This window comes from Streptomyces novaecaesareae, from assembly GCF_000716875.1.
Taxonomy (GTDB): Bacteria; Actinomycetota; Actinomycetes; order Streptomycetales; family Streptomycetaceae; genus Kitasatospora; species Kitasatospora novaecaesareae.
This window is the reverse complement of record NZ_JNWQ01000075.1, coordinates 1-26,567: the sequence shown is the minus strand read 5'-3', so window position 1 is coordinate 26,567 and position 26,567 is coordinate 1. Positions and strand designations below refer to the sequence as shown.

24 protein-coding genes are annotated in these 26,567 nt (G+C 74.1%); 15 read left to right on the top strand and 9 right to left on the bottom strand.

The window, feature by feature from the left end:
- Nucleotides 1-46 precede the first annotated feature (46 nt).
- Both OP86_RS24965 and OP86_RS24960 read left to right on the top strand, forming a co-directional pair.
- Nucleotides 47-1,231: a MarP family serine protease gene (locus OP86_RS24965; RefSeq protein WP_030259246.1), complete on the top strand. Its 1,185-nt coding sequence runs from the start codon at nt 47-49 to the stop codon at nt 1,229-1,231.
- A 186-nt stretch (nt 1,232-1,417) separates the two neighbouring features.
- Nucleotides 1,418-2,116 carry a metal-dependent hydrolase gene (locus OP86_RS24960; protein WP_030060004.1) on the top strand — a complete coding sequence of 233 codons (699 nt, stop codon included), beginning with the start codon at nt 1,418-1,420 and terminating at the stop codon, nt 2,114-2,116.
- A gap of 98 nt (nt 2,117-2,214) precedes the next feature.
- Here OP86_RS24960 and OP86_RS24955 read toward each other — a convergent pair whose 3' ends face one another.
- From OP86_RS24955 to OP86_RS24925, 7 genes are all read right to left on the bottom strand, one after another.
- Nucleotides 2,215-2,424 carry a hypothetical protein gene (locus tag OP86_RS24955; protein ID WP_157849829.1) on the bottom strand — a complete coding sequence of 70 codons (210 nt, stop codon included), beginning with the start codon at nt 2,422-2,424 and terminating at the stop codon, nt 2,215-2,217.
- A gap of 142 nt (nt 2,425-2,566) precedes the next feature.
- The gene (locus tag OP86_RS24950; RefSeq protein ID WP_078589133.1) at nt 2,567-3,619 is read right to left on the bottom strand and encodes an alpha/beta fold hydrolase; all 1,053 of its coding nucleotides are present in this window, start codon (nt 3,617-3,619) and stop codon (nt 2,567-2,569) included.
- Between the two features lie 181 nt (nt 3,620-3,800).
- Complete coding sequence (locus OP86_RS24945) at nt 3,801-4,277, bottom strand: phage holin family protein (protein ID WP_030060002.1); 477 nt, start codon at nt 4,275-4,277, stop codon at nt 3,801-3,803.
- 199 nt (nt 4,278-4,476) lie between these two features.
- On the bottom strand, nt 4,477-5,889 hold the full coding sequence (gene nhaA, locus OP86_RS24940) for a Na+/H+ antiporter NhaA (RefSeq protein ID WP_199815218.1): 1,413 nt from the start codon (nt 5,887-5,889) through the stop codon (nt 4,477-4,479).
- A gap of 465 nt (nt 5,890-6,354) precedes the next feature.
- Nucleotides 6,355-8,313 carry an acetate--CoA ligase gene (gene acs / locus OP86_RS24935; protein WP_030259252.1) on the bottom strand — a complete coding sequence of 653 codons (1,959 nt, stop codon included), beginning with the start codon at nt 8,311-8,313 and terminating at the stop codon, nt 6,355-6,357.
- A gap of 242 nt (nt 8,314-8,555) precedes the next feature.
- Nucleotides 8,556-10,919, bottom strand: a complete 2,364-nt coding sequence (locus tag OP86_RS33055; RefSeq protein ID WP_078589137.1) for a SulP family inorganic anion transporter — start codon at nt 10,917-10,919, stop codon at nt 8,556-8,558.
- A gap of 477 nt (nt 10,920-11,396) precedes the next feature.
- The gene (locus OP86_RS24925; RefSeq protein ID WP_030259259.1) at nt 11,397-12,404 is read right to left on the bottom strand and encodes an ATP-binding protein; all 1,008 of its coding nucleotides are present in this window, start codon (nt 12,402-12,404) and stop codon (nt 11,397-11,399) included.
- Between the two features lie 219 nt (nt 12,405-12,623).
- Between OP86_RS24925 and OP86_RS24920 the strand changes: the two genes are divergently transcribed.
- On the top strand, nt 12,624-13,514 hold the full coding sequence (locus tag OP86_RS24920) for a Fic family protein (RefSeq protein WP_030059997.1): 891 nt from the start codon (nt 12,624-12,626) through the stop codon (nt 13,512-13,514).
- A gap of 390 nt (nt 13,515-13,904) precedes the next feature.
- Here OP86_RS24920 and OP86_RS24915 read toward each other — a convergent pair whose 3' ends face one another.
- On the bottom strand, nt 13,905-14,702 hold the full coding sequence (locus OP86_RS24915; protein WP_030259263.1) for an HAD family hydrolase: 798 nt from the start codon (nt 14,700-14,702) through the stop codon (nt 13,905-13,907).
- An 838-nt stretch (nt 14,703-15,540) separates the two neighbouring features.
- Here OP86_RS24915 and ssd point away from each other — a divergent pair.
- The 8 genes from ssd (at nt 15,541) to OP86_RS33920 (ending at nt 21,340) form a co-directional block, all read left to right on the top strand.
- Nucleotides 15,541-16,665 (top strand): septum site-determining protein Ssd, encoded by a 1,125-nt coding sequence (gene ssd, locus OP86_RS24910; RefSeq protein ID WP_030259266.1) that lies wholly within the window; start codon nt 15,541-15,543, stop codon nt 16,663-16,665.
- Nucleotides 16,665-18,002 (top strand): TadA family conjugal transfer-associated ATPase, encoded by a 1,338-nt coding sequence (locus OP86_RS24905; RefSeq protein WP_078589139.1) that lies wholly within the window; start codon nt 16,665-16,667, stop codon nt 18,000-18,002. Before ssd ends, OP86_RS24905 begins: the two co-directional genes overlap by 1 nt.
- Complete coding sequence (locus OP86_RS24900; protein ID WP_030059992.1) at nt 17,999-18,187, top strand: hypothetical protein; 189 nt, start codon at nt 17,999-18,001, stop codon at nt 18,185-18,187. The genes OP86_RS24905 and OP86_RS24900 overlap by 4 nt, the downstream gene beginning before the upstream one ends.
- 24 nt (nt 18,188-18,211) lie before the next feature.
- Nucleotides 18,212-19,249, top strand: a complete 1,038-nt coding sequence (locus OP86_RS24895; protein ID WP_234435032.1) for a type II secretion system F family protein — start codon at nt 18,212-18,214, stop codon at nt 19,247-19,249.
- Nucleotides 19,249-20,028: a type II secretion system F family protein gene (locus OP86_RS24890; protein WP_030259273.1), complete on the top strand. Its 780-nt coding sequence runs from the start codon at nt 19,249-19,251 to the stop codon at nt 20,026-20,028. The genes OP86_RS24895 and OP86_RS24890 overlap by 1 nt, the downstream gene beginning before the upstream one ends.
- A gap of 121 nt (nt 20,029-20,149) precedes the next feature.
- Entirely contained in the window at nt 20,150-20,422 is a 273-nt protein-coding gene (locus OP86_RS24885) for a DUF4244 domain-containing protein (protein ID WP_051830552.1), read from the top strand.
- Nucleotides 20,412-20,852, top strand: coding sequence for a TadE family type IV pilus minor pilin (locus OP86_RS24880; RefSeq protein ID WP_051830550.1), 441 nt, complete (start codon nt 20,412-20,414; stop codon nt 20,850-20,852). The genes OP86_RS24885 and OP86_RS24880 overlap by 11 nt, the downstream gene beginning before the upstream one ends.
- Nucleotides 20,840-21,340 (top strand): Rv3654c family TadE-like protein, encoded by a 501-nt coding sequence (locus OP86_RS33920; protein WP_051830548.1) that lies wholly within the window; start codon nt 20,840-20,842, stop codon nt 21,338-21,340. Before OP86_RS24880 ends, OP86_RS33920 begins: the two co-directional genes overlap by 13 nt.
- Here OP86_RS33920 and OP86_RS24870 read toward each other — a convergent pair.
- The gene (locus OP86_RS24870; protein ID WP_078589141.1) at nt 21,335-23,794 is read right to left on the bottom strand and encodes a DEAD/DEAH box helicase; all 2,460 of its coding nucleotides are present in this window, start codon (nt 23,792-23,794) and stop codon (nt 21,335-21,337) included. The genes OP86_RS33920 and OP86_RS24870 overlap by 6 nt on opposite strands.
- Nucleotides 23,795-24,016: 222 nt before the next feature.
- On the opposite strand from OP86_RS24870, the gene bldG reads away from it, so the two are divergent.
- The 4 genes from bldG (at nt 24,017) to OP86_RS24850 (ending at nt 26,385) form a co-directional block, all read left to right on the top strand.
- Nucleotides 24,017-24,358, top strand: coding sequence for an anti-sigma factor antagonist BldG (gene bldG / locus OP86_RS24865; protein WP_030062213.1), 342 nt, complete (start codon nt 24,017-24,019; stop codon nt 24,356-24,358).
- A gap of 160 nt (nt 24,359-24,518) precedes the next feature.
- Nucleotides 24,519-24,938 (top strand): ATP-binding protein, encoded by a 420-nt coding sequence (locus OP86_RS24860; protein ID WP_030062212.1) that lies wholly within the window; start codon nt 24,519-24,521, stop codon nt 24,936-24,938.
- Nucleotides 24,939-25,123: 185 nt separating this feature from the next.
- Nucleotides 25,124-25,492, top strand: a complete 369-nt coding sequence (locus tag OP86_RS24855; RefSeq protein WP_030062211.1) for a cyclophilin-like fold protein — start codon at nt 25,124-25,126, stop codon at nt 25,490-25,492.
- Between the two features lie 119 nt (nt 25,493-25,611).
- Complete coding sequence (locus OP86_RS24850) at nt 25,612-26,385, top strand: hypothetical protein (protein WP_051830546.1); 774 nt, start codon at nt 25,612-25,614, stop codon at nt 26,383-26,385.
- Nucleotides 26,386-26,567 lie beyond the last annotated feature (182 nt).

The following is a 26,567-nucleotide window of genomic DNA, read 5'->3' as shown; positions in this document are numbered from 1 at the left end:
ACGGCCGTCGGCGCGTCCGGTTCGCGGACCGTGGGAGGGTGTCGGAGTGAACGTCCTGGATGTGCTGCTGATCGTCGCTGCCGTGGCATTCGCCGTGTCGGGCTACCGGCAGGGCTTCGTGGTGGGTGTGCTGTCGCTGGTCGGCTTCCTCGGCGGCGGCCTGCTGGCCGTCGAGCTGCTGCCGCTGCTGCTCGACCACCTCAGCCCGGGCACGACGGCCTCGGTGGTGGCCGTGGTGGTGGTGATCGTCCTGGCCGCGATCGGCCAGGCGATCACCGCGCACTTCGGCTGGAAGCTGCGCGGCCACATCGACCGCCGCCCGGCCCGGGTGCTGGACGCGTCGGGCGGCGCGGTGGTGAACGTGGTCTCGATGCTGCTGGTGGCCTGGCTGATCGGTTCTGCACTGGCCGGGGCCTCGCTGCCGACGGTCTCCAAGCAGGTCCGTTCCTCGGCGATCCTGGGCGGGGTGCAGAACGCACTGCCCTCCGACGCCCCGAACTGGTTCTCGGACTTCTCCAAGGTGCTCGCCCGCAACGGCTTCCCGCAGGTCTTCAACCCCTTCGAGCACGAGCCGATCACCCAGGTCGACACCCCGGACCCGGCGCTGGCCGCCAGCCCGGCGGTGGCACGGGCCAAGCAGAGCCTGGTCAAGGTGGTCGGCACGGCGACCTCCTGCGGCAAGACCCTGGAGGGCAGCGGCTTCGTCTTCGCCCCGCACCGGGTGATGACCAACGCCCACGTGGTCGGCGGGGTCAACGAGCCGACCGTGCAGATCGGCGGTGTCGGCCAGCTGTACGACGCCACGGTGGTCCGCTACGACTGGCAGCGCGACATCGCCGTCCTGGACGTGCCCAAGCTCAACGCGCCCCCGCTGAACTTCGCGGGCGAGGCGAAGACCAACGACAGCGCGATCGTGGCCGGCTTCCCCGAGAACGGCGCCTTCAACGTCCAGCCGGCCCGCATCCGCGGCCGGATCCAGGCCAACGGCCCGGACATCTACCACCGCGGCCAGGTGGTGCGCGACGTCTACTCGGTGCGCTCGGTGGTCCGCCAGGGCAACAGCGGCGGCCCGCTGCTCACCCCGGACGGCCAGGTGTACGGCGTGGTGTTCGCCAAGTCCCTGGACAGCGCCGACACCGGGTACGTGCTGACCGCGGCCGAGGTGCGCGAGGACGTCCAGCAGGGCAGCGCCGCGACGGCTCGGGTGGACACCCAGGGCTGCGCGCTCTGACCGGAGGCGCCCCCGCCCCCGTCCGTGCCACGCCCCCGTCCCGCCCGCCGACACCTCGGCCGGAAACGCCCCGCCCGATATCCGTCGTACCGTCAGCCCGCACTGGTAGCCTCGGCCGCGCTCACCCGTTCGGCTCAACCGGGCGCCGTCCCGGAGTGGGCCTTACGGGGAGGTCGTGGCAGTCCGATGATGGGTCATTCGCACGCGGTGAGCGGGGCGATGCTGTACGCGGCGTCGGCCCCCTTCCTGCCCCCGCTGCTGCTGCACACCACGCTGCAGCCGGCGGACATCCTGATGGGCACGGTGCTGAGCGCGGGGGCGGCGCTGCTGCCGGACCTCGACCACCACGACGGCTCGATCGCCAACTTCCTGGGCCCGGTCTCCAAGGCGCTCTGCCGCTTCGTGGCCTGGGCCTCCGGAGGTCACCGGCACGCCACCCACTCGTTGCTGTTCGTCGCCCTGATGGGCGGCGGCACCTGGGCGGGCGTCACCTTCCTGGGCCGCAACTTCACGCTGGCGCTGACCTTCTTCCTGCTGGCGCTCGCGATCCGCGCTCTGCGGCTCTGCCCGCCGAGCAACGGCCCGGAGGCGTGGATCACCGTCATCGGCCTGGCCGCGCTCGGCACCTTCGGGATGAACACCTGGATGCCCAACGCGCCGGGCTGGCTGCCGTACGCGGTGGGGCTGGGCACGCTGGCGCACCTGCTGGGGGACTGCCTGACGAAGAAGGGCGCGCCGCTGCTCTGGCCGCACAAGGAGCGCTACGAGATCGTGCTGATCAAGCGCAGCGGCAACAGCGTCGAGACCAAGGTGCTGGTGCCGATCATGTCGGTGGCGACCTTCGTCCTGCTCTGGTTCACCGCGTTGTCGCCGATCACCAACTGACCGGCCGCGCGTCAACCGCAGGTCGTCACCACCGGACCGTCACCGGCAGGACTGTCACCGGCAGGACTGTCACCGCAGGACCGATGCGGCGCGGGGCCTCAGGTCTCGCGCCGCAGTCGTGCGCCCACCCAGCGGGCGCGCCGGCCGAGGATGTGCGGGATGCCGAGCTGTCGCCGCTCCGCGTGCTGACGGCCGTCGAGGCCGTCGAAGCCGAGGTCGTCCGCCCGGTCGGGGCGGTGGAGGGAGCGTTGCGGGCTGTTCCGGCGTCGGCCGCGCGGGGCGGCGCCGCGATCGGGCATCCAACTCATACCGGTATGGATGCCCCTGGGCCGGTGGGAGTAACCGCCCGGGTCGGCCGAACTTGGCCTATGCATTTGTCATATGAGCGCAACATTACGGGAGTTGGGTGGTCCAACCCTTCTGCGGCGCCGCCCGTCGGTGCTCCTCGCGTCACTCCTTGTGACGACCGACCCAGTCCAGCAGCTCGGCCGTGAACTCCTCCGGCGCCTCCTCGTGCGGGAAGTGCCCGACCCCCGGCAGCAGCCGCCAGCGGTACGGCGCCGCGACGTACTCGCCGCCGCCGAGCGCGGTGTGCGACAGCAGCACCGGGTCCGCCGCGCCCTGGACGTGCAGGGTCGGCGCGGTGATCGGCTTCTTCATCCGCCGGGCGAACTGGATGCCGTCCGGCCGGGCCAGCGACCGCAGCAGCCAGCGGTACGGCTCGATCGAGCAGTGCGCCGTGCTGGGGATCTGGATCGCCTGCCGGTAGGCGTGCAACGCCGTCTCGTCCAGGCCGTTCGGGCCGGTCCAGGAGGTCAGGTAGCGGCCGACCAACTCGGCGTCGTCGGCCACCAGGCGGCGTTCCGGTATCCACGGGCGCTGGAAGCCCAGCACGTGCTCGAAGGCGGCGAACTGACGGCGGTCGGTCAGCAGCGCCCGGCGCAGGTCCCTCGGGTGCGCGGCGGAGACCACAGTCAGGCTCTGGATCACGGACGGGCGCATCACCGCCGCCACCCAGGCCAGGGTGCCGCCCGAGGCGTGCCCGACCAGGTGCGCCCGGCGCTCCCCGAGCGAGCGGATCACCCCGGTGATGTCCAGGGCGAGGTTGCCCGGGTCGTACCCGCGCGGGGTGCGGTCGCTGCCGCCGATGCCCCGCAGGTCCAGTGCCACCGCCCGGTACCCGGCCTGGGCGAGCGCGGTCAGCTGGTGGCGCCAGGCCCACCAGTACTCGGGCCAGCCGTGCACCAGCAGCACCAGCGGGCCCGAGCCCAGCTCCGCGATGTGGAAGCGGGCGCCGTTGGCCGCGAGGTCCCGGTGCGTCCACGGGCCGGCCTGCCGGATGCTCCACGGCTCCGCGTCCGCCCGCGCGGCGGCACCGGAGGCCGCCTCGGCGGGCTCCCGTCCGGACGCCGGGGCGGCCTTTTCGGGGTCGAGGCCGGGGCCGGAGTCGGGGCCGGAGTCGGCGGACGGCTGCGCGGGCACGGGCTTCTGGTCAAGCGGCATACCGAGAGCGTGTCACATCCGTGCGCCGGACACGTGCCCGGCACTCACCGTCGGCGGGTCCGGGAGCCCGCCGACCACGGGGCCGACTGCGGGTCGACCGAGGGCCGACGAAGGGCCGACGAAGGGCCGCCAACTGCCGGGCCGCCGAAGGGAGGCGCCCGTCGGCGGACCCGAGGGCCAGTTACGGGATGCGGCCCAGGGCCCGGTCGATCTCCTCCTTGGTGGCCGGGCGAGGCCGGGCGTTCTTCAGCACGTCGGCGGTCTTCTGGGCGCCCTCGATGGTGCGGACCGGCTTCTCGATCTTCTTGAACGAGCGGAACGCCAGCACCCCGAGCAGCACCGCGAGCACCAGGTAGGCGCCGGCCACGATCAGGAAGGACCAGCCCAGCGAGAGGCCCAGCGCGTGGATGCCGAACGCCGCCGCGGCGCTCAGCATCGGGATGGAGAAGAGCGCCACCACACCGGCGACCACGAGCGAGACACCGCCGGAGACGCCGCGCTTGACGTCCGCCCGGATCTCGGCCTTGGCGAGCGCGATCTCGTCGTGGACCAGCGCGGACAGGTCGGCGGTGGCCGCCGCGAACAGCTGCCCCACCGAACGCTCGCCCTCGTAGGGCGCCCGGCCGTTGCTGGACGGGTCTGCGGCTCCTGCGGGCATCAGCGGTTCTCCTCTGCGGCTGTGCGGCGTGACGCCGCCGCGGTGTGCGGTTCCGGGGCCGGTGGGGGTTCCGGAGGCGTCAGTGGATTGTCGACAGCTCAGAATCATGCCCCTACCGGTCAGTCGCACACCACTCCGGGGCCCCGGCGGAGGGACGTGTCCCGGCTCTGGAGGGCCCCGGAGCCTCCCGGAGGGACCGTCAGCGGCCGGTGCCGGAGTTCCCAGGGCGCCCGGAGTTCCCGGAGTTCCCGGAGGTCTCGCCGGGCAGCGGCCGGGCCGACTCCGCGACCCGGGCCCGCCAGGCCGGGTCGTCCTGCTGGTAGACGTCGGGGATCCCGTCCCCGTCCAGGTCCCGGTCCTCCTCCTCGCACAGCGCGCGGTAGTGCCGGTTGCGCAGCTTCAGCAGCACGGTGGCGACCAGCGCGCAGAGCAGCGAGCCGACCAGGACGGCGGTCTTGGCACGGTCGGCGAGCGCCGGGTCGCCGGGGAAGGCCAGCTCGCTGATCAGCAGCGAGACGGTGAAGCCGATGCCCGCGAGGACCGAGACGGCGACCATGTCGGCCCACTTGAGCTGCGGGTTCAGCTCGGCCCGAGTGAACCGGGCGGTCAGCCAGGTGCCGCCGAATATGCCCACGGACTTGCCGACCAGCAGGCCGACCACGATGCCGATCGGGGTGGCCTGGGTGAACACCTCGCGCAGTGCCGGCCCGGAGATGGCCACTCCGGCCGAGAACAGCGCGAAGACCGGGACGGCCAGTCCGGCCGAGAGCGGACGGACCAGGTGCTCGATGTGCTCGCCGGGGGAGTGCTGCTCGTCGCCCTCCCGGTGGCAGCGCAGCATCAGGCCCATCGCGACGCCCGCCACCGTGGCGTGGATGCCGCTCTCGTGCATCAGCGCCCAGGTCACCACGGCCAGCGGCACGAACAGGTACCAGCCGTGCACCCCGCGCCGGTGCAGGAACCAGAACAGCACCAGCCCGGCGAAGGCCAGCCCGAGTGCCCAGAACTTGATTCCGGAGCTGTAGAAGATCGCGATGATCAGGATCGCGATCAGGTCGTCGACGACGGCCAGGGTCAGCAGGAAGGCGCGCAGCGCCGAGGGCAGGTGGCTGCCGACCACGGCGAGCACGCCGAGTGCGAAGGCGATGTCGGTGGCGGTCGGGATCGCCCAGCCGCCGGGGTGCCCGCCGCTGCCGGAGTTCACCACGGCGAACAGGATCGCGGGCAGCGCGACGCCGCAGACGGCGGCGACGACGGGCAGCACGGCGGCACTCGGTGTGCGCAGCTCGCCCGCCACGAACTCGCGCTTGAGCTCGATCCCGGCGACGAAGAAGAAGATCGTCAGCAACCCGTCCTTGGCCCAGGAGGCCAGGGAGAGGTCGAGGTGCAGCGGGGCGGACGGGCCGACGGTGTAGTCGAGCATGCTCTGGTACGCGTGCGGCCAGACGTTGGCCCAGATCAGCGCGATGACGGCGGCGACCAGCAGCAGGATGCCGCCGACCGTCTCGGTTCGCAGGGCGTCGGTGACGAAGGTGCGCTCGGGCAGTGACAGCCGGCCGAGGAACTGCCGGCGGCGGGTCGTCGGCTCGTGGACGGGCGGCTGGTCGGTCACGTGGGACCTCCTCAGGGGCTGGGAGCGGCAACGGATGCACAGGTGGTGCAGTTGCCGACCAGACTTCCCGGCGCGCCCAGTGACGCCCGGATTCCTGCCTGAGGATCTTGATGCGTCCTTAGCAGTCTACCGGGACGTTCGGGTGACATCCGGATTGTCCTGTTAAAGGACTTAAGCCCTGCGGGCCGGTTCTGCACTCCGGAGGAGCAGCCGTCGGGCACCCGAATGGCCTCGGCCGCATGCACCCGCCTGGAGGCACGGCCCTGCCCGGCCCGCCCCTGTTATCCGCTGACCCCGGCGCCCCCGACACCTCAGCACCCGGCGCCCCGCCCCCTGTCCCTCTGCCCCCGACCGCTCCGGCAGGCACCCGGTCCGCGCACGACGGCCGTGCCCCGGACGGTGACCACCGCCCGGGGCACACCCGCCGGTCGAGCTCGTTCAGCTTGTTCAGCTCGTTCGACCCGTTCAGCCCTCGACGTTGGCCGGCGCCGGCAGCTGGGCCTGGATCTGGCTCATCACCGAGCTGTCGGCCAGCGTGGTGGTGTCACCGACCTCGCGGCCCTCGGCGATGTCGCGCAGCAGTCGGCGCATGATCTTGCCGGAGCGGGTCTTCGGCAGCTCGCCGACCACCTTGATCTGCTTCGGCTTGGCGATCGGGCCGAGCGTGCGGCCGACGTGCGCCCGCAGCTCCTCGACCAGCTCGGGGCTCTCGGTGGCGCCGCCGCGCAGGATCACGAAGGCGACGATGGCCTGCCCGGTGGTGGCGTCGGTGGCGCCGACGACCGCGGACTCGGCCACGGACGGGTGGCCGACCAGCGCCGACTCGACCTCGGTGGTGGAGATGTTGTGGCCCGAGACGAGCATGACGTCGTCCACCCGGCCGAGCAGCCAGATGTCGCCGTCCTCGTCCTTCTTGGCGCCGTCACCGGCGAAGTAGCGGCCCGCGAAGCGCGACCAGTAGGTGTCGATGTAGCGCTGGTCGTCGCCCCAGATGGTGCGGAGCATGGACGGCCACGGCTCGGTGAGCACGAGGTAGCCGCCGGAGCCGTTCGGGACCTCGTTGGCCTCGTCGTCGACCACGGTGGCCGCGATGCCCGGCAGGGCGCGCTGGGCCGAGCCCGGCTTGGTCTCGGTGACGCCCGGCAGCGGGCTGATCATGATGGCGCCGGTCTCGGTCTGCCACCAGGTGTCCACGATCGGGGCCTTCCCGCCGCCGATGTGCTCGCGGTACCAGACCCACGCCTCGGGGTTGATCGGCTCGCCGACGCTGCCCAGCACCCGCAGCGAGGACAGGTCGAACTTCGCGGGGATGTCGTCGCCCCACTTCATGAAGGTGCGGATCGCGGTCGGCGCGGTGTAGAGGATGGTCACGCCGTACTTCTGGACGATCTCCCAGAACCGGCCCTGGTGCGGGGTGTCCGGGGTGCCCTCGTAGATGACCTGGGTGGCGCCGTTGGAGAGCGGGCCGTAGACGATGTACGAGTGGCCGGTGACCCAGCCGATGTCGGCGGTGCACCAGTAGACGTCGGTCTCCGGCTTGAGGTCGAAGACCGCGTGGTGGGTGTAGCTGGCCTGGGTGAGGTAGCCGCCCGAGGTGTGCAGGATGCCCTTGGGCTTACCGGTGGTGCCCGAGGTGTAGAGGATGAACAGCGGGTGCTCGGCGTCGTGCGCCTCGGGGGCGTGCTCGGTGGACTGGCGGGCGGTGATCTCGTGCCACCAGACGTCGCGGCCCTCGGTCCACGGGACGTCCTGCTCGGTGCGGCGGATCACCAGGACGTGCTCGACGCCGTCGACCTTGGTGAGCGCCTCGTCGATGGCCGGCTTGAGCGCGGACGGCTTGCCGCGGCGGTAGCCGCCGTCGGCGGTGATGACCAGCTTGGCCTGGGCGTCCTGGATGCGGGAGGCGACGGCGTCGGCGGAGAAGCCGCCGAAGACCACCGAGTGGGTGGCGCCGATCCGGGCGCAGGCGAGGATCGCGACGACCGCCTCGGCGATCATCGGCAGGTACACCGCCACGCGGTCGCCCTTGCGGACACCGAGCTCCAGCAGCGCGTTGGCGGCCTGCGAGACCTCGTCCTTGAGCTGGGCGTACGTGATCGAGCGGCTGTCGCCGGGCTCGCCCTCGAAGTGGATGGCGACCCGCTCGCCCAGGCCCGCCTCGACGTGGCGGTCGACGCAGTTGTACGCCACGTTGAGCTTGCCGTCGGCGAACCACTTGGCGAAGGGCGGGTTGGACCAGTCGAGCGTCTCGGTCGGCTCGACGGCCCAGCTGAGGCGACGGGCCTGCTCGGCCCAGAAGCCCAGGCGGTCCTCGGATGCCTGCGCGTACGCGGCCGCGGTGACGTTCGCGGCTGCGGCGAGCTCTGCCGGCGGGGCGAAGCGCCGCTCCTCCTTGAGCAGGTTGGCCAGGCTCTCGTTGCTCAACGCGCACTCCTCATCGAGTCATGATCTCGGGCGATCCCGTGCGTGGGGATTGTCCCGTGTGTCCCAGCGCACAGCTCACCAGGCGAATGGGGCACTTGACAAGAGGCTCCTGAGAATTGGTGTAGACCTTTGGCTGATGGTCGTACGGCGGCCCGTACGGTCCGCCGTGCGTGAGCGGAGGATCGTACGAGGGCAGGTGGGCCCGTGCCCCGGCCCGCCCGGCGGGGACACGGGCCCGGCTTTCAGGCGGCCAGCAGCGGGTCCTCCTCGCCGTCGCCGGCCGGAACCCGGCCGTCCTTTCTCACCCGTTCGGCCGATGAGCCGTCAGGTCGGGCCTCCACCGGACTGAACGTCCCGGAGGCGCGGTCCAGGACGTAGGCCTGGGCGGTGGCGAAGTCGAAGTACATCCCGACCAGCCGCAGGGTGCCCTCCTCGACCCGGCGCTCCACCGAAGGGTTCGCCATCAGCTGGTCCAACTGCTGGAGCACGTTGGTGATGCAGAGCTGCTCCACCGGATCCGCCGCCGGACGGTCGGCGAACTCGGCGGGCACCCGCCGGAGCCGGTCCAGCGAGCCGCGGCCGTTGCGCAGCCAGCGGGCCAGCGGGGTGGGTGGCCCGGGGCGCTCGTGCACGCCGTCCAGCAGGGCCTGCATCGCGCCGCAGCCGGAGTGGCCGCAGACCGTGATCGAGCGCACCTCCAGCACCTCGACCGCGTACTGCACGGCGGCGGCCACCGAATCGTCGGCGGCGCCGGGTTCGAAGGGGGCCGGCACCAGGTTCCCCACGTTGCGGACGGTGAAGAGGTCGCCCGGGCCGCTGTTGGTGATCATGCTGGTCACCATCCGCGAGTCCGCGCAGGTCAGGAAGAGCTGCGAGGGCGTCTGCCCCTCCCGTGCCAGCCGGGCGAGTTCGGGCCTGATCAGCGGGGCGGTGTGCAGCTGGAACACCCGGACGCCGTCCAGCAGCCGGCCGTGCGGGTCCTCCTGCTGGTCGATGCAGTGGTGGCCGACCCAGGGCGTCCAGGCCCGGCAGCGGTGCGGGCCGGGCGAACTGCCCGCCCGCACCGTGCCGTCGGGGTCGAGCACCTCGTCGTCCTGGCGCCTGGTCACCATCGAGACCCGCCCGCCCGCGTCCTGGTGGCCCGCTCGCCAGCTGTGCAGCGTCTCGTACGCGGCGTGGTCCAGGAAGGAGCCGTCGTGGACCACGGTGACCTCGGCCCCGGCCGGGATGCCGGCCAGCGCCCGGCTGAGCCGGGGGACGGCGGTGAAGGTGAGCGGGCCGTGGGTCTGGACGGTGACCGACCCGTCCGTCCCGGTCCGGACGTCCACATGGGCGCGGGTCAGCCGGTAGAGCGCGAGCAGTACGGCGGTGCCGGCGCCGATCGCGACGCCCCAGAGCACCCCGGCGGCCACCACGGCGACCACGGTGGTCAGGTAGACGGGGAACTCGCGGTGCCGGTGCACGTTGCGGATGTGCGCGAAGCTCACCATCTGCAGCCCGACCACCAGCACCAGCGCGGCGAGCGCGGCCAGCGGGATCCGGCGCAGGCCGCCGGTCAGCGCCAGCGCGGCGGCCAGCACCCAGACGCCGTGCAGCACCGAGGACCACCTGGTCTGCGCGCCGGCCTGCACGTTGGCGGTGCTGCGCACGGCGCCGCCGGCGATCGGCAGCCCGCCGACCAGGCCGCTCACCAGGTTGGCGAGGCCCTGGCCGCGCAGCTCGCGGTCGAGGTCGCCGGTGCGCCGCGACATCCGGTCGATCGCGACGGCGGACAGCAGTGACTCCACACTGGCGACGGCGGTGACGGTGAGGACGGCGGCGATCAGGCCGGGCACCGGGCCGTGCGGCAGGGCGGGCACGAACGCGTGCGGCTGCCAGGCGGGCAGCTCGATGTGGGCGAGCCGCAGGCCCAGGGCGAGCGCCAGGGCGGTGGCCAGGGCGACGGCGGCCAGCGGGCTTGGCACCTTGGCCGCGCGGGCGCCCAACTCGCCCGCGCGGCCGGGGAGTCGGCCGAGCCGTGGCCAGCCGAGCAGGACGGCCACGGTCACCGCGCCGACCAGCAGCGCGCTCGGGTGCGGACCGGCCAACTGCCCTGGCAGCGCCAGGAGGTTGGCGATCGCGGAGCTCTGTGGCGAACCGCCCAGCACGACGTGCAGCTGCGCGATGGCGATGGTGAGCCCGACCCCGGCCAGCATGCCGTGCACGATCGCGGGCGAGACGGCGAGCGCCGTCCGTGCCACCCTCCGTACACCGAGCAGGAGTTGGAGCAGGCCGGCGGCGAGGGTGACGGCGCAGGTGGCCTGCCAGCCGTACTGGGCGATCAGTCCGGCGGTGATGACGGTCAGCGCCGCCGATGGGCCGCTGACCATGAGCGAGGTGCCGCCGGACAATCCGACCACGATGCCGCCCACGGCCGCGGCCGCCAGGCCTGCGGTGAGCGGGGCGCCGGTGGCCAGCGCGATGCCGAGGGAGAACGGCACGGCGATCAGGAACACCACGAGCGAGGCGGAGAGGTCCTGCGCCCAGCGGATCCGGGCGCCGGGGCCCGGTGGTGCGTGGTCGGTGGTGTCGGAGGCGATGGGGGCAGTGGAGATGTCGAGGGTCATTGTCTTCCCGTCTGTCCGGGGGAACGAACGCAGTCAGGTCCGGCGGTGAGTCCGGGGTGGGGCTCCGGGCGGATCGGCTGTCGTGGGTCGCGACGGTGTGGCGGGATGGCGTGGCGCGGCGGGGGAGTGCGGGTGTCACCGGCCGGCGCTGACCATCAGGCCCGCCAGGAGCCCGGGCGAGTGCGGGATGTCTCGCCGAGGGCCGTCGGAACGGACCATCATGACTCGGTGGACCAAGAGTCGGTAAACCGAGGGTAATGAAAGCTTTGCACAGCGTCGTTACGGGAGGGAAGCGGAAAACCCCCTGATTCACCCCATCGGGTGGTGGCCGAACCGTGCGGTATCCGCTGCCGGCCGGCCGACCGGGCGGCAGCCGGTCGGTCGGCCGGCATGCGAACGGGGCCCGGACACGGCGAACGGGCCGCGGCCTCCCCAGGGTGGCGGGGGCCGCGGCCCGTTCGGGCGCGGAAGCGGAGGTCAGACGCGGGCGCCCGCCGGGGTCGGCCGCCCGCCGTCCGCCGCGAACTCGCCCAGCACGAAGTCCTCGTCCACCTGGGTCGCCAGGTCGATGCCAACCTTGGCGTTGGCCCAACTCTCCGCGTTGCGGCGGTGGAAGAGCACGGCCTGCTCGGTGTAGCGGCGCGCGTCCCGCCGTCCGTACGCCGCCTCGGACTCGACCCGCAGCCCCTCCAGCACCGCGCGGTTGGCCGGCTCCAGGGACTTCAGCGGCGGCTCGGCGCCCTGCTCCAGGCGGCGCACCCAGTCCGACTGGCCGAAGGTGGTGAGCAGGTCGTCGCCGACCTCGCGGCGCAGGAAGGCCAGGTCGTCCGGGCCCTGCACCTTGTTGCCGATGACCCGCAGCTGCACGCCGAAGTCGCGGGCGTAGTCCCGGTACTGGCGGTAGACGGAGACGCCCTTGCGGGTCGGCTCGGCCACCAGGAAGGTCAGGTCGAAGCGGGTGAACAGGCCGGAGGCGAAGGAGTCCGAGCCCGCCGTCATGTCGGTGACGAGGTACTCGTCGGGGCCGTCCAGCAGGTGGTTGAGCAGCAGCTCCACCGCGCCGACCTTGGAGTGGTAGCAGGCCACCCCCAGGTCCTCCTCGGTGAACGCGCCGGTCGCCAGCAGTCGGACCGAGCCCTCGTCCAGCGCGATCGGGCGGGCGCAGGCGGCGTAGACCGGGTTCTCCTCGACGATCCGCAGCAGCCGCGAACCCCGGCCCGGCGGCGTGGTCTTGATCATCTCTTCGGCCGAGCGGATCAGCGGGTTGCCGCCGCGCAGGTACTCCTTGATCTGCGGCAGGTGCTCGCCGAGTGAGGGCAGCTCGGCGGCCTGGGCATCCGTCAGGCCGAGTGCGGGGCCGAGGTGTTGGTTGATGTCGGCGTCCACGGCGATGACCGGACGGCCGGCGGCGGCCAGGTGGCGGATGAACAGTGCGGACAGCGTGGTCTTCCCGCTGCCGCCCTTGCCGACGAAGGCGATCTTCATCTGGGGACTCCGGCTCTCGCTCAGGCCCTCGCTCCGGGCCGCCTGCCCAGGGGCCGCACACGACGGGGCGCCCCCAGTTGGAAATAGTTATCGTCTCCGATAGTGGTCATGCTAGCCGTGGTTTGGGCTCTGTCGGGGGAGGGAAGTGAGGATTGCCTCTAACGGGTGATGCGGGGTTGCTGTTCCGGGAGGGGCGGCCCGTTCATTACTCTCGGGTAGGTGAGCACTGGAACAGATCCCCTCGCCCCGCTGGCCCAGCTCCCCGGGGTGCCCGACGCGGTGGCCGAGGTGCGCAAGGCCGTCGACCGGCTCTACGGCCACCGGGTGATGCGCCGCCGCGCGGCCGAGGTCACCTCCGAGTCCGCGCTGCGCGGCGCCCGCGCCTCCGCGGCCCTGGCCGGGGCCGACTGGCCGCTGGAGGAGGTCCGCCGCCGAACCGACTTCGGCGCGGACACCGAGGCCCGCACCGTCGGCGCGGGCCTGCGGGTCGCCGCCGAGGCCGGCCAGCTGCTCAGCATCTGGGGGCACTCGCCGCTCCAGGTGCTGGCCCGGCTGCACCTGCTCGCGGTCGGCGACGGTGATCCTGCCGCCGGGCGGCCGCGCCGGGCCGGAGAGGGCGCCGAGGAGCTGTTCCCGCTGGAGCTGGAGCCGGTGGAGAGCGTCGAGGTCGACGCCGTGGACGGGCCGCCGCCCGTGCTGCCGCCCGCGCCGGGCGCGGAGGAGGTCGCAGCCCGGCTCGACCAGCTCTCCCGGCTGCTGGTGGCGCGCGCGGAGGGCCAGGGTGTGGGCACGCCGGCCCTCGTCGTGGCCTCGGTGGTGCACGGTGAACTGCTCGCGCTGCGGCCGTTCGGCGCGTACAACGGGATGATCGCGCGGGCCGCCCAGCGGATCGTGCTGATCGCCGAGGGACTCGACCCGAAGGCGATCTGCCCGGCCGAGGTCGGCCTGGCGGAGCTCGGCACCGACACCTACCGCCGGGCCCTCGCGGGCTACCTGGCGGGCACTCCCGAGGGGATGGCGGCCTGGATCGCGCACTGCGGCCGGGCGCTGCGGCTCGGCGTGCGGGAGAGCACGGCGGTCTGCGAGGCGATGCAGCGCGGCATGGCCTGAGCGGCCGGGCCGAACACGCTTCAGGGCCCCGCGCAGGGGCCCTGAACGCGGAGATGCGGCGGCACCTGATCCTGCCGGGTGCCGCCGCTGGTGCAGATACCGGGTGACCATGCATGCACCGGAAGTGCCGATCAGACGGGGATCCTGCCCGTTCGTCTGGTCCGGCGGCCCGACAGCGGGTCGGCTGCATGTGGGTGCCCGGATATCTGTACGTGCGGTCCGTGGGGCCTGAACTGCGTTGTCGGTTTGACCTCTTCGGTCCTGACCGGGTCTCGCGGGCCGTGCTTCATTTGTATCGCGTTTCGGGCGAAAGGGGAACCCGAAACGAGAAGTCTGTGCCGATTGCCCGTTTTGTCCAGAACGGGTTTGGGACGGGCCAGGGGCGGAGGCTCAGGCGATGGGGCGCCGCCGGCGGGCGAGGTACCAGATCACCCCTGCGGTCACGACGGCCGTCCCGACCGCCACCGCGGTCAGCACCGAGCCGCTCGGAGCGGAGAACTCGGGCAGCCGCCGCCGTAGTTCCACCGGCTTGTCGAAGACCAGCACCGGCCACTCCCGGGCCTGCGCCTCCTTCCGCAGCGCGCGGTCGGGGTTGACGGCCGACGGGTGGCCGACCGCCTCCAGCAGCGGCAGATCGGTGGAGGAGTCGCTGTAGGCGTAGGAGGCGGCCAGGTCGTAGCCCTCGACCTCGGCCAACTCCCGGATGGCGGCGGCCTTGTTCTCGGCGTAGGCGTAGTACTCGATCTCGCCGGTGTAGCAGCCGTCCTCGACCTTGAGCCGGGTGGCGATCACGTGGTCCGCGCCGAGCAGTGCGCCGATCGGCTCGACCACCTCGGAGCCGGAACTGCTGACGATCACCACGTCCCGGCCGGCCGCGTGGTGCTGCTCGATCAACGAGGCGGCCTCGTCGTAGATGATCGGGTCGATCAGGTTGTGCAGGGTCTCGGCGACGATCTCGCGGACCTGCTGGACGTTCCAGCCGCGGGTGAGCGAGGAGAGGTACTCGCGCATCTTCTCCATCTGGTCGTGGTCCGCGCCGCCGACCAGGAAGACGAACTGGGCGTACGCACTGCGCAGTACGGCCCGACGGTTGATCAGGCCGCCCTGGTAGAAGGGGCGGCTGAAGGCCAGTGCGCTCGACTTCGCGATGATGGTCTTGTCGAGGTCGAAGAAGGCCGCCGTGCGCAGCCCGCCCGACCGGGCGCGGGCGGGTGCGCGGAGCTCTTCGGGCCCGGTGGTGTCGCCCGGGGACTCGTCGGCGTGGTCGTCGGCGTTCTCGGTGGTGTCCACGGGAACCGAGGATAGAGGGAGCCGGAAAACACCCCGCCATTCGGCGTACTCGCGGGCGTGCGGGTTTGTGTTTCTGGCCGCTCGGGTACACCATGGAAGTCACGGATCGTTCGCGACCGTGCTAACCCGGTCCGGCTCCTCCCCCCCGAGTCGGGCTGTGGATAGACGACCCCCGCTCTCCCCCCCGGCGGGGGTCGTCGCACGTCCGGGGCCATTTTCAGGGCTTGAAGGCCCTCGGCGGCGAATGCCGCGCGAGGCTCGCCCGCGGTGTACAGGGGGTGTCGACAGCCCGGCCCGTCCACTCCCTTTCGTCACTCTGCGTTGCCGTTTGCTCAGGGTCGTCGCGGAGCGAACGGCTGGTTCCGATCGGCGGTGCGCGGCCGTTCCGCCGGGGTGGAGGAGACGTCCGGAAGGCGGTCGGGAGCCCGCCGGTAGATCGGGCGTACGTGCCGCGGTGGGTCGCCGGTTCATCTCCGCGACCTCCTTTCGTCAATTCTTTGCCGATTAGCCCCCCGCCCGGGTGAACGTTTTCATCCACAACCCACGAGTTATCCACAGGCAATCGGAACGTGGATGACGGAATCCGGATCTCCCCCCACCGTGATGGTCGGCGGCGGTCGCCGGGCAAGGCCTCATCCCCTTCCTCTTCGGAGGTCTGCCGGGCGACCGTCCGCCGGAACCGTCCGACGTGCGCCGCCGGCCGCCCTGGTGGCCGGCGGCGCGGAGGGGAGACACCATGTCGACGCCGATCGCCGACCACGCCACCGCCGAGGGCCCCGGGGCCACCGGGCCGCTCGTCGTCACCGAGGACGAGGGCCTGGCCGAGCACCTGCTGCGGCTCTGCGCGGCTGCGGGCACCGAGCCGAGGCTGATCCGCGGCGCGCCGCCGACGCGGGAGCTCTGGGAGGCGGCCTCGCTGGTCCTGGTCGGGGACGACCGGGCCGCCCACTGCTCCGGCTTGGGCCGGCGCGGCGGGGTGCTGCTGCTCGGGCTGGACCTGGACGACCCGGGCGTGTGGGTCAGGGCCGTCCAACTCGGCGCCGAACACGTGCTGTTCCTGCCCGACGCGGAGGCCTGGCTGCTCGACCGGATCGCCGACGCGGCCGAGGGCGACGGCCCACCGGCGGTCACGGTCGCGGTGCTCGGCGGCCGGGGTGGGGCCGGGGCCTCGACGCTGGCCTGCGCCCTGGCGGTCACGGCCGCCCGGGCGGGCCGGCGGACCATGCTCATCGACGGCGATCCGCTGGGCGGCGGCCTCGACGTCCTGCTCGGCGGCGAGACGGCCCGGGGGCTGCGCTGGCCCGACCTGGCCGGCTCGCGCGGGCGGGTCAGCGGGACCGAGCTGGCCCGGGCGCTGCCGGCGCTCGGAAAGCTCTCCGCGCTGTCCTGCCTCTCCTGGGACCGCGGCGACACCCTGACGGTGCCGCCGGAGGCCATGCGCAGCGTGCTGGCCGCCTCCAGACGCCGTGGCGGGCTGGTGGTGGTCGACGTGCCCCGCCACCTGGACGCGGCCGCCGGGCAGGCGCTGGAGCAGTCCGACCTGGCGCTGCTGGTGGTGCCGGCCGAGCTGCGCGCGGTGGCCGCCGCGGACCGGGTCGCGGCGGCGGCCCGGATGAGGCTCGGGGACGTCCGGGCCGTGGTGCGGCCGGTGCGGGCCGGCGGGCTCCCGGCCCATCGGATCGCCCGCGGGCTGCGACTGCCGCTGGTGGGGGAGCTGGAGTCGGAGCCGGGCCTGGCCCAGGACGTCGAGAAGGGCGTCCCGCCCGGGCTCCGGGAGAGCGGCCCGCTCGCGCGCTTCAGCGCGACCTTCCTGAACGAGGTGCTGCCGCCGGTGCCGGCGGTCGGAGGAGGTGTGTACTGATGGTCCGTCTGCGCAGAACAGGCCTTCGGAGCGGCGAGCCCGGCCCGGGCGCCGGTGCGCGGGAGCGCCGGCCGCTCAGGAGCGTGCCGCCGCCCGGCGGGCCGCCGGAGGCCGGGCACGGGCCCTGCCCGTACGGCCGGACGGCCCGCGAACAGCGGTCGGCGGCCCTGGTGGACGCAGTGCGGTTGCGGCTGGCCGAGTCGGGCGCGGCCCCGACGGCGGGCTCGGTCGCGGCGGCGCTGCGGGCCAACCGCCCGCCGCTCGGCGGGGACGAAGTCCTGGACACCGTGCGCTCCTTGCGCGCCGAACTGGTGGGTGCGGGCCCGCTGGACCGGCTGTTGGCGGCGCCCGACGTCACGGACGTCCTGGTGAACGGTCCGGAGGAGGTGTGGGTCGATCGTGGCGGCGGCCTGCACCGGGCCACCGGAGTCCGGTTCGCCGACGCCGAGGAGGTGCGGCGGCTGGCCCACCGGCTGGCCACCGCGGCCGGGCGGCGGTTGGACGACGCCCGCCCCTGGGTGGACGCCCGACTGCCGGACGGCACCCGGCTGCACGCCGTGCTGCCGCCGATCGCGGCGGGTTGCACCCACATCTCGCTGCGGGTCTGGCGGCCCCGGCCGTTCACGCTCGACGAGTTGGTGGCGGGCGGGGCGCTGCCGCCGGAGGGTGCCGACCTGCTGGCCGGCATCGTGCGAGCGCGGCTGTCGCTGCTCGTCTCGGGTGGGACGGGCTCGGGCAAGACCACGCTGCTCGCGGCGCTGCTCGGCCTGGTCGGGTCGGACGAGCGGATCGTGGTCGCCGAGGACTCCGCCGAGCTGCGGCCGGCCCATCCGCACGTGGTGCGGCTGCAGAGCCGTCCACCCAACCAGGAGGGCCTGGGCGAGTTCACCCTCCGGGACCTCGTCCGCCAGGCGCTGCGGATGCGTCCGGACCGGCTGGTGATCGGGGAGGTCCGCGGGGCCGAAGTGTCGGACCTGCTGGCCGCGTTGAACACCGGGCACGAGGGCGGCTGCGGCACCGTCCACGCCAACACGGCGGCGGACGTGCCGGTCCGGCTGGAGGCCCTGGGCTCGCTCGCCGGCCTCGACCGGCCGGCCCTGCACAGCCAACTGCGGGCCGCGCTCGACGTGGTGGTGCACCTGGTCCGGGATCCGGGCTCGGGGCGGCGCCGGGTGGCGGAGATCCACACGCTCGCCGGGGACGGCGACGGGCTGGCGGTGACCACGCCCGCGGTGGCCTTCCCGCCGTCGGGCGGCCTGGTGCCCGGGGCGGGCTGGGAGCGGCTGGTCGGGCTGTTGGCGGCACGTGGCGTGGCGCTCGGGTCGGGGCCGTCGTGACGGCCGTGGCTGTGGTGGCGGCCGTGACGGCGGTGACGACGGCGACGGTGTTGACGGCCGCGCTGGCGGCCGGGCCGGTGGGCCCGGAGGTGCGGGCGGTGGAGCTCGCCTTCGTCCTGCTGCTCGGCGGGTGTGCCACGGGTGCGCTGGCGCTGCTCGGCGCCTGGCGCAGGAAGGACCGATGACGGATGGCAACGGAGGTCGATAGCGTGACGCAGAGTCAGTTCGCGTTCTGCTGGGCGCTGGCGCTGTGCCTGGCGGCTGTCGCCGGGTGGCGCGCGGTGCAGGAACGGTTGCCGGGAGGGTGGCGCTCCAGGCTGGTGCTCGCGGGCGTCGGGCCCCCTCTCCGGGGGCCCGGCCCGGAGCCGGTGAGGTGGGGCCGGGGCCGGCTGTCGGAGGTCCTGGTGCCCGAACTGCTGCTTCTGCCCGTGGGGTTGGTGGCCGGGCAGGCCACCGCCTCGCCGGTGCCGGCACTCGCGGCGGCCCTGGCCGTCCCGCCGCTGCGCAGGTGGCGACTGCGGCGGCGCCGGGCAGTGGAGGCCGAGCGCCGGGCTGCCGCCGTGGTGGAGCTCTGCGCCGGGCTGGCCGGGGAGTTGCGCAGCGGGGCGACGCCGGAGCAGGCGTTGCACCTGGTCACGGCGAGGCTGGCCGCCGACCGGGACGGGCTGCGCAGGCTCGGCGAGGAGCCGGTGGCGCGGCTCGCGGCGGGCCGCTACGGCGGGGACGTGCCGGCCGCGTTCCACCTGCTGGCCGAACTGCCGGGCGGGAGCGGGGCGGCGGCCATCGCGGCCTGCTGGCGGATCGCCGCCGACAGCGGGGCGGGGCTCGCCGCCGCGCTGGACCGGGTCGCCGAGGCGCTGCGCGGGGAGCGGGCGCTGGCGGAGGAGATCGCCGGCGAGTTGGCCGGGCCGCGGGCGACGATCGCCGTCCTGGCCGCGCTGCCGTCCGCCGGGCTGCTCCTCGGTGCCGCGCTCGGGGCCCACCCGCTGGACGTCCTGCTGCACACGGCCGTCGGGCTGGGCTGCCTCGCGGCGGGAGCGGCCCTGGAAGGGCTGGGGGTGCTCTGGACGGCACGGATCGTACGGTCGGCGGCCCGGGGCGCGCTGGAGGCCCCTGGAGCCCGTGCCGAGCGCCGTCGGGCGCTGGGCGGTGCGGTGCCCGCGCTGCGGGGCGGAGAGCCGGGCAGCGGGCTCTCGCGGGTGCGGGTGCGGGCGAGGGCGTTCGGGGCGAGGGCGGTGGCGCGGTGATGCGGGGACTCCTTGGGGCGGCGGCCGTGCTCCCGGTCCTGGCAGCCGTCGCGGTGCGGGTGCCGGCGTTGGTGCGCGGCCGGGCGAGGCGGCGGCGGGCGTTCGCCGGGGCCGGTGGGCGAACAGAGGAGCGGAAGCGGGCCGGGCCGGCGGTGCCTGACCTCGGCCGTAGGCGGCCGGCGGCCCTGGCCGCCGGGGCCGGGCTCGCGACGGCCCTGCTGGTCGGTGGCGGCGCCGGGCTGGTCGTCGGGGCGTTGGTGGCGGCGTGGGCCCACCGGTGGCTGGTGCGGGCGCGGACCCCGCAGGACCGCCGGGCGGCGCGTGAGGAGGAGCTGCTCACCAGACAACTCCCGTTGAGCGCCGAGCTGTTGGCGGCCTGCCTCGGTTCGGCGGCGCTGCCCTCCGAGGCCGTGTCGGCGGTCGGGCGCAGCGTGGACGCGCCGATGGGGCCCCGGCTGGTGGCGATCGGGGCCGAACTGGCCCTCGGCGCACCGCCGGAGCTGTGCTGGAACCGGCTGGGCGAGCACCATCCGGCGCTCGCACCGCTGGCGCGCTGCCTGGTGCGGACGAGCGTCGGCGGAGCCCCCGCCGCCGGGCCGCTGATCGAGCTGGCCCGGGGGCAGCGGACGGCGGCCGCCCGCGCGGCCCACGCCAGGGTCCGCAGAGCCGCGGTGCTCGCCACCGCGCCGCTGGGGCTCTGCTTCCTCCCGGCCTTCGTGCTGATCGGCGTGGTGCCGGTCGTCGTCGGCCTCACCAGCGGCTTCGCACGGGCGATGTGACCGGGGGCCGGAACGCGGACACCGAGACACGGACGCCGAGACACGGACGCCGAGACACGGACATCGAGACGCGGACACCCAGGACGCGGACATCGAGACGATCGAGAGACAGGAGAGATCCATGACCGCAGTGATCGCGATCAGGCCCGGCGCCGGGCGCCCGCTCCGACGGCTGCTCGGGGCGTGGCGGCGGAGGAGCCGCTGGGCGGCCCGCCGGTTGCGCGGAGTGGCCCGGCGCCGGGGCCGGTCGGACGCCGGGATGACCACGGCCGAGTACGCGGTCGGGACCTTGGGCGCGTGCGCCCTCGCGGCCGGGCTCTACAAGGTGGTGACCAGCGAGGCCATCACGGGAGCGCTGACCGACACGCTCCAACGGGCGCTCCATGCAATGTGATCGGGCGGCGCGCGGCGGCGGCAGGGTGTGGCCGTGGCGTCCGGGCCGACGCGGCGACGGGGGCTTCGTCACCGCGGAGACGGCGGTGGTCCTGCCGGCGCTCGTCCTGCTCGCGGCGATGCTGATCTGGGGCGTACTCGCGGCGGCCGCGCAGATCCGCTGCGTGGACGCGGCCCGGATCGGTGCCAGAGCCGCCGCCCGCGGGGAGGCGGACGCCGCCGAACTCGCCCGCGCGGCGGCCCCGGTGGGCGCGCGGGTCCGGGTGGTGCCGGCAGCCGACACGGTGCTGGTCGCTGTGGAGGCGCCCTGCGCGGCGCCGGGCAGCCTCGGCGGGCTGCTGACGGTACGGGTCGGTGCGGAGGCCGTGGCGGCCCGGGAGGACGCGCTGGTGGGAGTCGCGGAAGGAGGCGGTGGCGCATGGCCGGCCTGACCGGGCCGAGGACGGCCGCGGAGTGGGTGGCCCGGGCCCGTGCGGCGCGGGTGGCCGCGGCGGGCGGTCGGGGGCCGGACGCCGGCTCGGCGACGGTCTGGCTGCTGGCCCTGGCGATGCTGGGCACGGCGGTGTTCGCCGCGACGATCGCGGTCGGCTCGGTGGTCGCCGCCCGGCACCGGGCCGAGTCGGCGGCCGACCTCGCGGCGCTGGCCGCGGCGGACCGGCTGCTGCTGGACGCGGACGGCGGCTGTGCCCGGGCTGCCGGGATCGCCGACGCCCAGGGCGCCGACCTGGTGTCCTGCGCGGTGGACCGGTCGGCGGACGCCGTCGAGGTGGTGGCCGAGGTGAGGGTCGGCGGGCTCCCGGCGCGTCTGTCGGTCGGCCCGGCGCGGGCGAGGGCCCGGGCCGGACCGGTCCGGGCCCCGGTCACCGCCGCCGAGGACGGCCTCGGCGGCGCCCCGAGCGGTGCGGCGGCGGCCTCATGAACCGGCCTGGTCCCCACCGTCCTGTGCTTCACCTGCCGGCGCTCCACCGTCCTGTGCTGCACCGTCCTGTGCTGCACTGGCCTGCGCTGCACTGGCCTGGGCTCCACCGTCCGGGCCCGCCCCGGTCTCCGCCACCGGGGCCCCGGGCGCCCCGGCCAGCAGGACGTCGAGGATCCGGACGGCGGCCGCCTTGTCCAGCGGCTCGTTCCCGTTGCCGCACTTGGGCGACTGGACGCAGGACGGGCAGCCGCGCTCGCACTCGCAGGAGGCGATCGCGGCGCGGGTGGCCGTCAGCCACTCGACCGCCCGCTGGAAGCCGCGTTCGGCGAAGCCGGCCCCACCCGGGTGGCCGTCGTAGACGAACACGGTCGGCAGCCCGGTGTCCGGGTGCAGCGGGACGGAGACACCGCCGATGTCCCACCGGTCGCAGGTGGCGAACAGCGGCAGCAGGCCGATCGAGGCGTGCTCGGCGGCGTGGGCGGCGCCGGGGAGCTGGTCGAGCGGGATGTCCGCGTCGAGCAGCTGGTCCTCGGTGACGGTCCACCAGACCGCACGGGTGCGCAGCGTCCGGGGCGGCAGGTCGAGCTTGGTCTCGCCCATGATCTCCCCGGTGGAGATCCGCTTCCGGAGGTAGCCGACCACCTGGTTGACCACCTCCACCGAACCGAAGTTGAGCCGGCCCTCGCCCCATTCCACGGTGGTGTCGGTGCCGAGGACGGAGATGGAGGTGATGTCGCGGGCGGCCGTGGTGTACGGCGGGTCGGCCGGTTCCACCAGGGCGACCGAGTTCTCCAGGTCGAGCTCCCGGACCAGGTAGGTACGGCCCTGGTGGAGGTGGACGGCCCCGGTGTGGACGGCGGTGTGCGAGGCGGCGGCGTCCACCGTGCCGAGCAGCCGGCCGGTGTCGGCCTCGACGATCTGCACCGGGCTGCCACCGCTGCCGCGCAGGTCCACGGCGTCGGCCGCGCGCTCCCGGCGGGTCCAGTACCAGCCGTCGCCGCGCCGGCGCAGCAGGCCGCGCCGTTCCAGGACGGGCAGCAGCGGTGCGGTGGAGGGCCCGAACAGGTCCAGGTCGGCGTCGGTGAGCGGGAGTTCGGCGGCGGCCGCGCACAGGTGCGGGGCGAGCACGTGCGGGTTGTCGGGGTCGAGCACGGTGGCCTCGACGGGGGCCGCGAACAGCGCCTCCGGGTGGTGCACCAGGTAGGTGTCCAGCGGGTCGTCCCGGGCGATCAGGATGGCCAGCGCGCCCTGGGCCTCGCGGCCCGCCCGGCCCGCCTGCTGCCAGAGCGAGGCCCGGGTGCCGGGGTAGCCGGCCATCAGGACGGCGTCGAGGCCGGAGATGTCGACGCCGAGTTCGAGGGCGGAGGTGGAGGCGAGACCGAGCAGTCGGCCGGTGTGCAGGGCGCGTTCCAGGGCCCTGCGCTCGTCGGCCAGGTAGCCGCCGCGGTAGGCGGCCACCCGGTCGGCGAGCGGTCGGCCGAGCTGGTCCTGGGTCTGCAGGGCGACGAGTTCGGCCGCCCGCCGGGAGCGGACGAAGACGACGGTGCGGGTCTCCCGCTCGACGAGGTCGGTGAGCAGGTGCGCCGCCTCGGCGGTGGCGGTGCGGCGCACGGGTGCGCCGTGCTCGCCGACGTTCTCGGTCAGCGGCGGCTCCCAGAGGCCGAAGACCATCGGCCCGCGTGGTGAGGCGTCCTCGGTGACGGCCACCGCGGGCAGGCCGGTGAGGCGCCGGGCGGTGGCGGCCGGGTCGGCGGTGGTGGCGGAGGCCAGCAGGAAGGCGGGTGACGAACCGTAGCGGGCGCAGATGCGGCGCAGTCGGCGCAGCACCTGGGCGACGTGCGAGCCGAACACACCCCGGTAGCTGTGGCACTCGTCGACGACCACGTAGCGCAGTGCCTTGAGGAAGGAGGCCCAGCGGGCATGGCCGGGCAGGATGCCCCGGTGCAGCATGTCCGGGTTGGTGAGCACGTAGGAGGCGTACTGGCGGACCCACTCGCGCTCCTCTGGCGGGGTGTCGCCGTCGTACAGGGCGGCACGGACCCTCGGCGGGGCGAGTTCGGTGGCCCGGCGGCGCTGGTCGGCGGCGAGCGCCTTGGTCGGCGCCAGGTAGAGCGCGGTGGCGCCGCGGCCGTTGCGGGCCTCGGTGCCGTCCAGCAGGTCGCTGAGAACCGGGGCCAGATAGCCCAGCGACTTGCCCGAGGCGGTGCCTGTGGCGATCACCACAGTCTGACCGCTTTTGGCCAGGTTCATCGCTTCCGCCTGGTGCGCCCAGGGCTGCTCCACTCCGATGGCGAGCGCAGAGGCCACGATCTCCGGACGGATCGACTCGGGCCACGGCGCATAACGCGCAGGTCGGGCGGGAAGGTGCTCCGTATGGGTGAGCCGGTCGGACCGCCCCCGGCCGGTGGCCAGGGTCGTGAGCAGTGCCTCGGGCGGGCTGTGTCGGGGCGGCATGAGGACCCAGTGTGTCACCGGCGTGACGGAGAATCGTCGTAAGCCATCGTGCGGGCATGGTCGCAGGTGGTTGAATGTGGCCGTGACGGCCGTACGGCCGTGGGTCGCAGCGCTGAGGCTTGCCACGCGATGGCTTGGCGCGCCCGGGCTCGCGACCATGCGGTGGCGGCCGTCCGGCCGAGGATCGCACATGACGTAGCAAGGCAAGGTGCTGGAGGTTCCGTGGACCTGTCCCTGTCGACCCGTTCAGTCGGCGATCGCACGGTCGTCGAGGTTGGCGGCGAGATCGATGTGTACACCGCCCCGAAGCTGCGGGAGCAGCTGGTCGAGCTCGTCAACGACGGCAAGTACCACCTCGTCGTCGACATGGAAGGCGTCGACTTCCTCGACTCGACCGGCCTGGGTGTGCTGGTGGGCGGTCTGAAGCGGGTGCGCGCTCACGAGGGCTCGCTGCGCCTCGTCTGCAACCAGGAGCGCATCCTGAAGATCTTCCGCATCACCGGCCTGACCAAGGTCTTCCCGATTCACACCTCGGTGGACGAGGCGGTCAGCGCGACCGACTGACGTGGCCGGGCCGGTCCTCGTGGCCGGCCCCGCCCGTTCATCGCGTCCGAGGTGCCCGGGCCCGCGCGGCCCGGTGCGTCCCGGCCGCCTCTGGGCCGGTCCTATCCGGCCCGCAGGGGCCGTACCTCCGGCCCCGGTCGGAGCACCCCGAGGGGGAGAGATGGCAACCGTCGAACTTCGATTCAGCGCGCTTCCCGAGCACGTGCGGACGGCCCGGTTGGTCGCCGCGGCCGTCGCCAGACGGGCCGGGGTCGACGAGTCGGTGCTCGACGAGGTACGGCTCGCGGTCGGTGAGGCGTGCTCCCGAGCGGTCGGCCTGCACCGGCGCGGTGGCATCGGCGGCACGGTGAGGGTCGCGCTGACCGACCAGGAGAAGCGTTTCCTCATCGAGGTCGAGGACGAGGCCGGCCCTGACGCCGTCCCGTCCTCCGGCGTCGCCGAGGGCGGGGAGCCGGACGAGGACACCCTGGGCCTCGCCGTGATCACCGGCCTGGTCGAGGACCTGGAGGTCACCAACGGCACGGGCGGTGGCGTGATCCGGATGAGTTGGCCGGTTTCGGTCGCCTCCGTGGCGGTCTGAGAGCGCCCGCTCCCACTCGCCGACCCTCTTCCCGAGCGCCCGGCCATAGCGGGGCCTCGGCTTCGGCGCGCCCCGGCGTCCAGCCCTTGGGCGCGCGTTGACACCCGGCTGCCCCCGGCGGTTCCCTGCTTCCGGCACGACCGGGTCCGATCGCTGATCGGACCTCGTCGCGGAAGAGGAAGTCCATGCGGATTCGCATTCTGTGGCCGGCCGGGCAGGCGACCGCCACGCTGGAGGCCACCCCCACCACCGAGGCGCTCTGGGCCGAGCTGCCGATCAGCTCCTCGGCGAGCACCTGGGGCGAGGAGGTCTACTTCGGCACGCCCGTGAGCGTGCCGCGCGAGGACGGTGCCCGCCAGGTCGTGGAGCCGGGCACGGTCGCCTTCTGGACCGACGGTGACAGCCTCGCGCTGCCGTACGGGCCGACGCCGATCTCGCGCGGCGGTGAGTGCCGGCTGGCGAGCCCCTGCAACGTCCTCGGCGCGCTGGACGGGGACGCCGAGGTGCTGCGCACCGTCAGGCCGGGCGACCCGATCCGGGTCGAGCGGGCCTGAGCCGCGGCCGGGGCGTGGAGCGGGGCGGAGATCCCGGGCGGGAACCGGGAACCGGAGTGCGGACACCGGCCGTGTAGGTTCGACGACCGAAGACGACCGAAACCGAAAGGCTTCTCCCGGTGAACAAGCGACTGTTGGCCGTACCCGCCCTCGGCGTGCTGCTCGCGTTCGGCGCTGTCGGCTGCGGCGGCGACGACAACAGCAAGCAGCTGGAGTCCTGGGCGTCGAACGTCTGCGGCGCGGCCAAGGACCCGATCGCCCAGGCGCAGGCCGCGCTCGCCGACACCGGCCAGGTGAAGACCGGCGAGGCCCCGGCCGACCTGCAGAAGCGGCTCTCCACGGACATCGGACGGCTGGCCAAGACCAACCAGGACATCGCGGCCGCCATCGACTCGGCCGGCGCCCCCAAGGTCCAGGACGGCGCGACCCTGCAGAAGGACACCGTCGACGAGCTGAAGAAGGCGGCCGACGGGTACCTGGAGGTCCAGAAGAAGCTGGACGGGCTGCCCAACAACGACCAGGCGAAGTTCGCCGACGGGCTGCGCAGCGTCGCCGACCAGGTGCAGCAGCTGGCCTCGCTCTCCACCCAGGCGCAGGGCAAGCTGCAGCGCGGCGAACTCGGTGCCGCGATGGCCAAGCAGGAGGGCTGCAAGCCGTCTCCGACCTCCGCCCCGGCGGGCGGGGCGAGTGCCGGTGCGAGTGCCGGTGCGACCGGCGGGGCGACCGGCGGGGCGACCGGCAGCCCGGCGCCTGCCGGTGCGACCCCGCCCCCGACCCCCGGCGCGACCGACAGCGCAGGCGCTCCCGCCACCACTCCCGCGCCCGGCGCTCCCGCCACCACCCCGGCGGCCGGAGCCACCACCCCGGCCGCCCCCGCCCCCAGCGCGAGCTGACCGGGAAGGGCGCAGGCACAGGGCACAGGACGCAGGACGCAGGACGCAGGGAGCCGGTGCCGCTCGCAGGAGCGGCACCGGCTGCTGCGTGTCGTGGGCCCGCGCGTCGGTCCGCGCCTCGGGCCCGGGTGGGGGCGGCCGGGGTGGTGCCGGGTGGCGCGGGGTGGTGCGCAGGGGGCGCG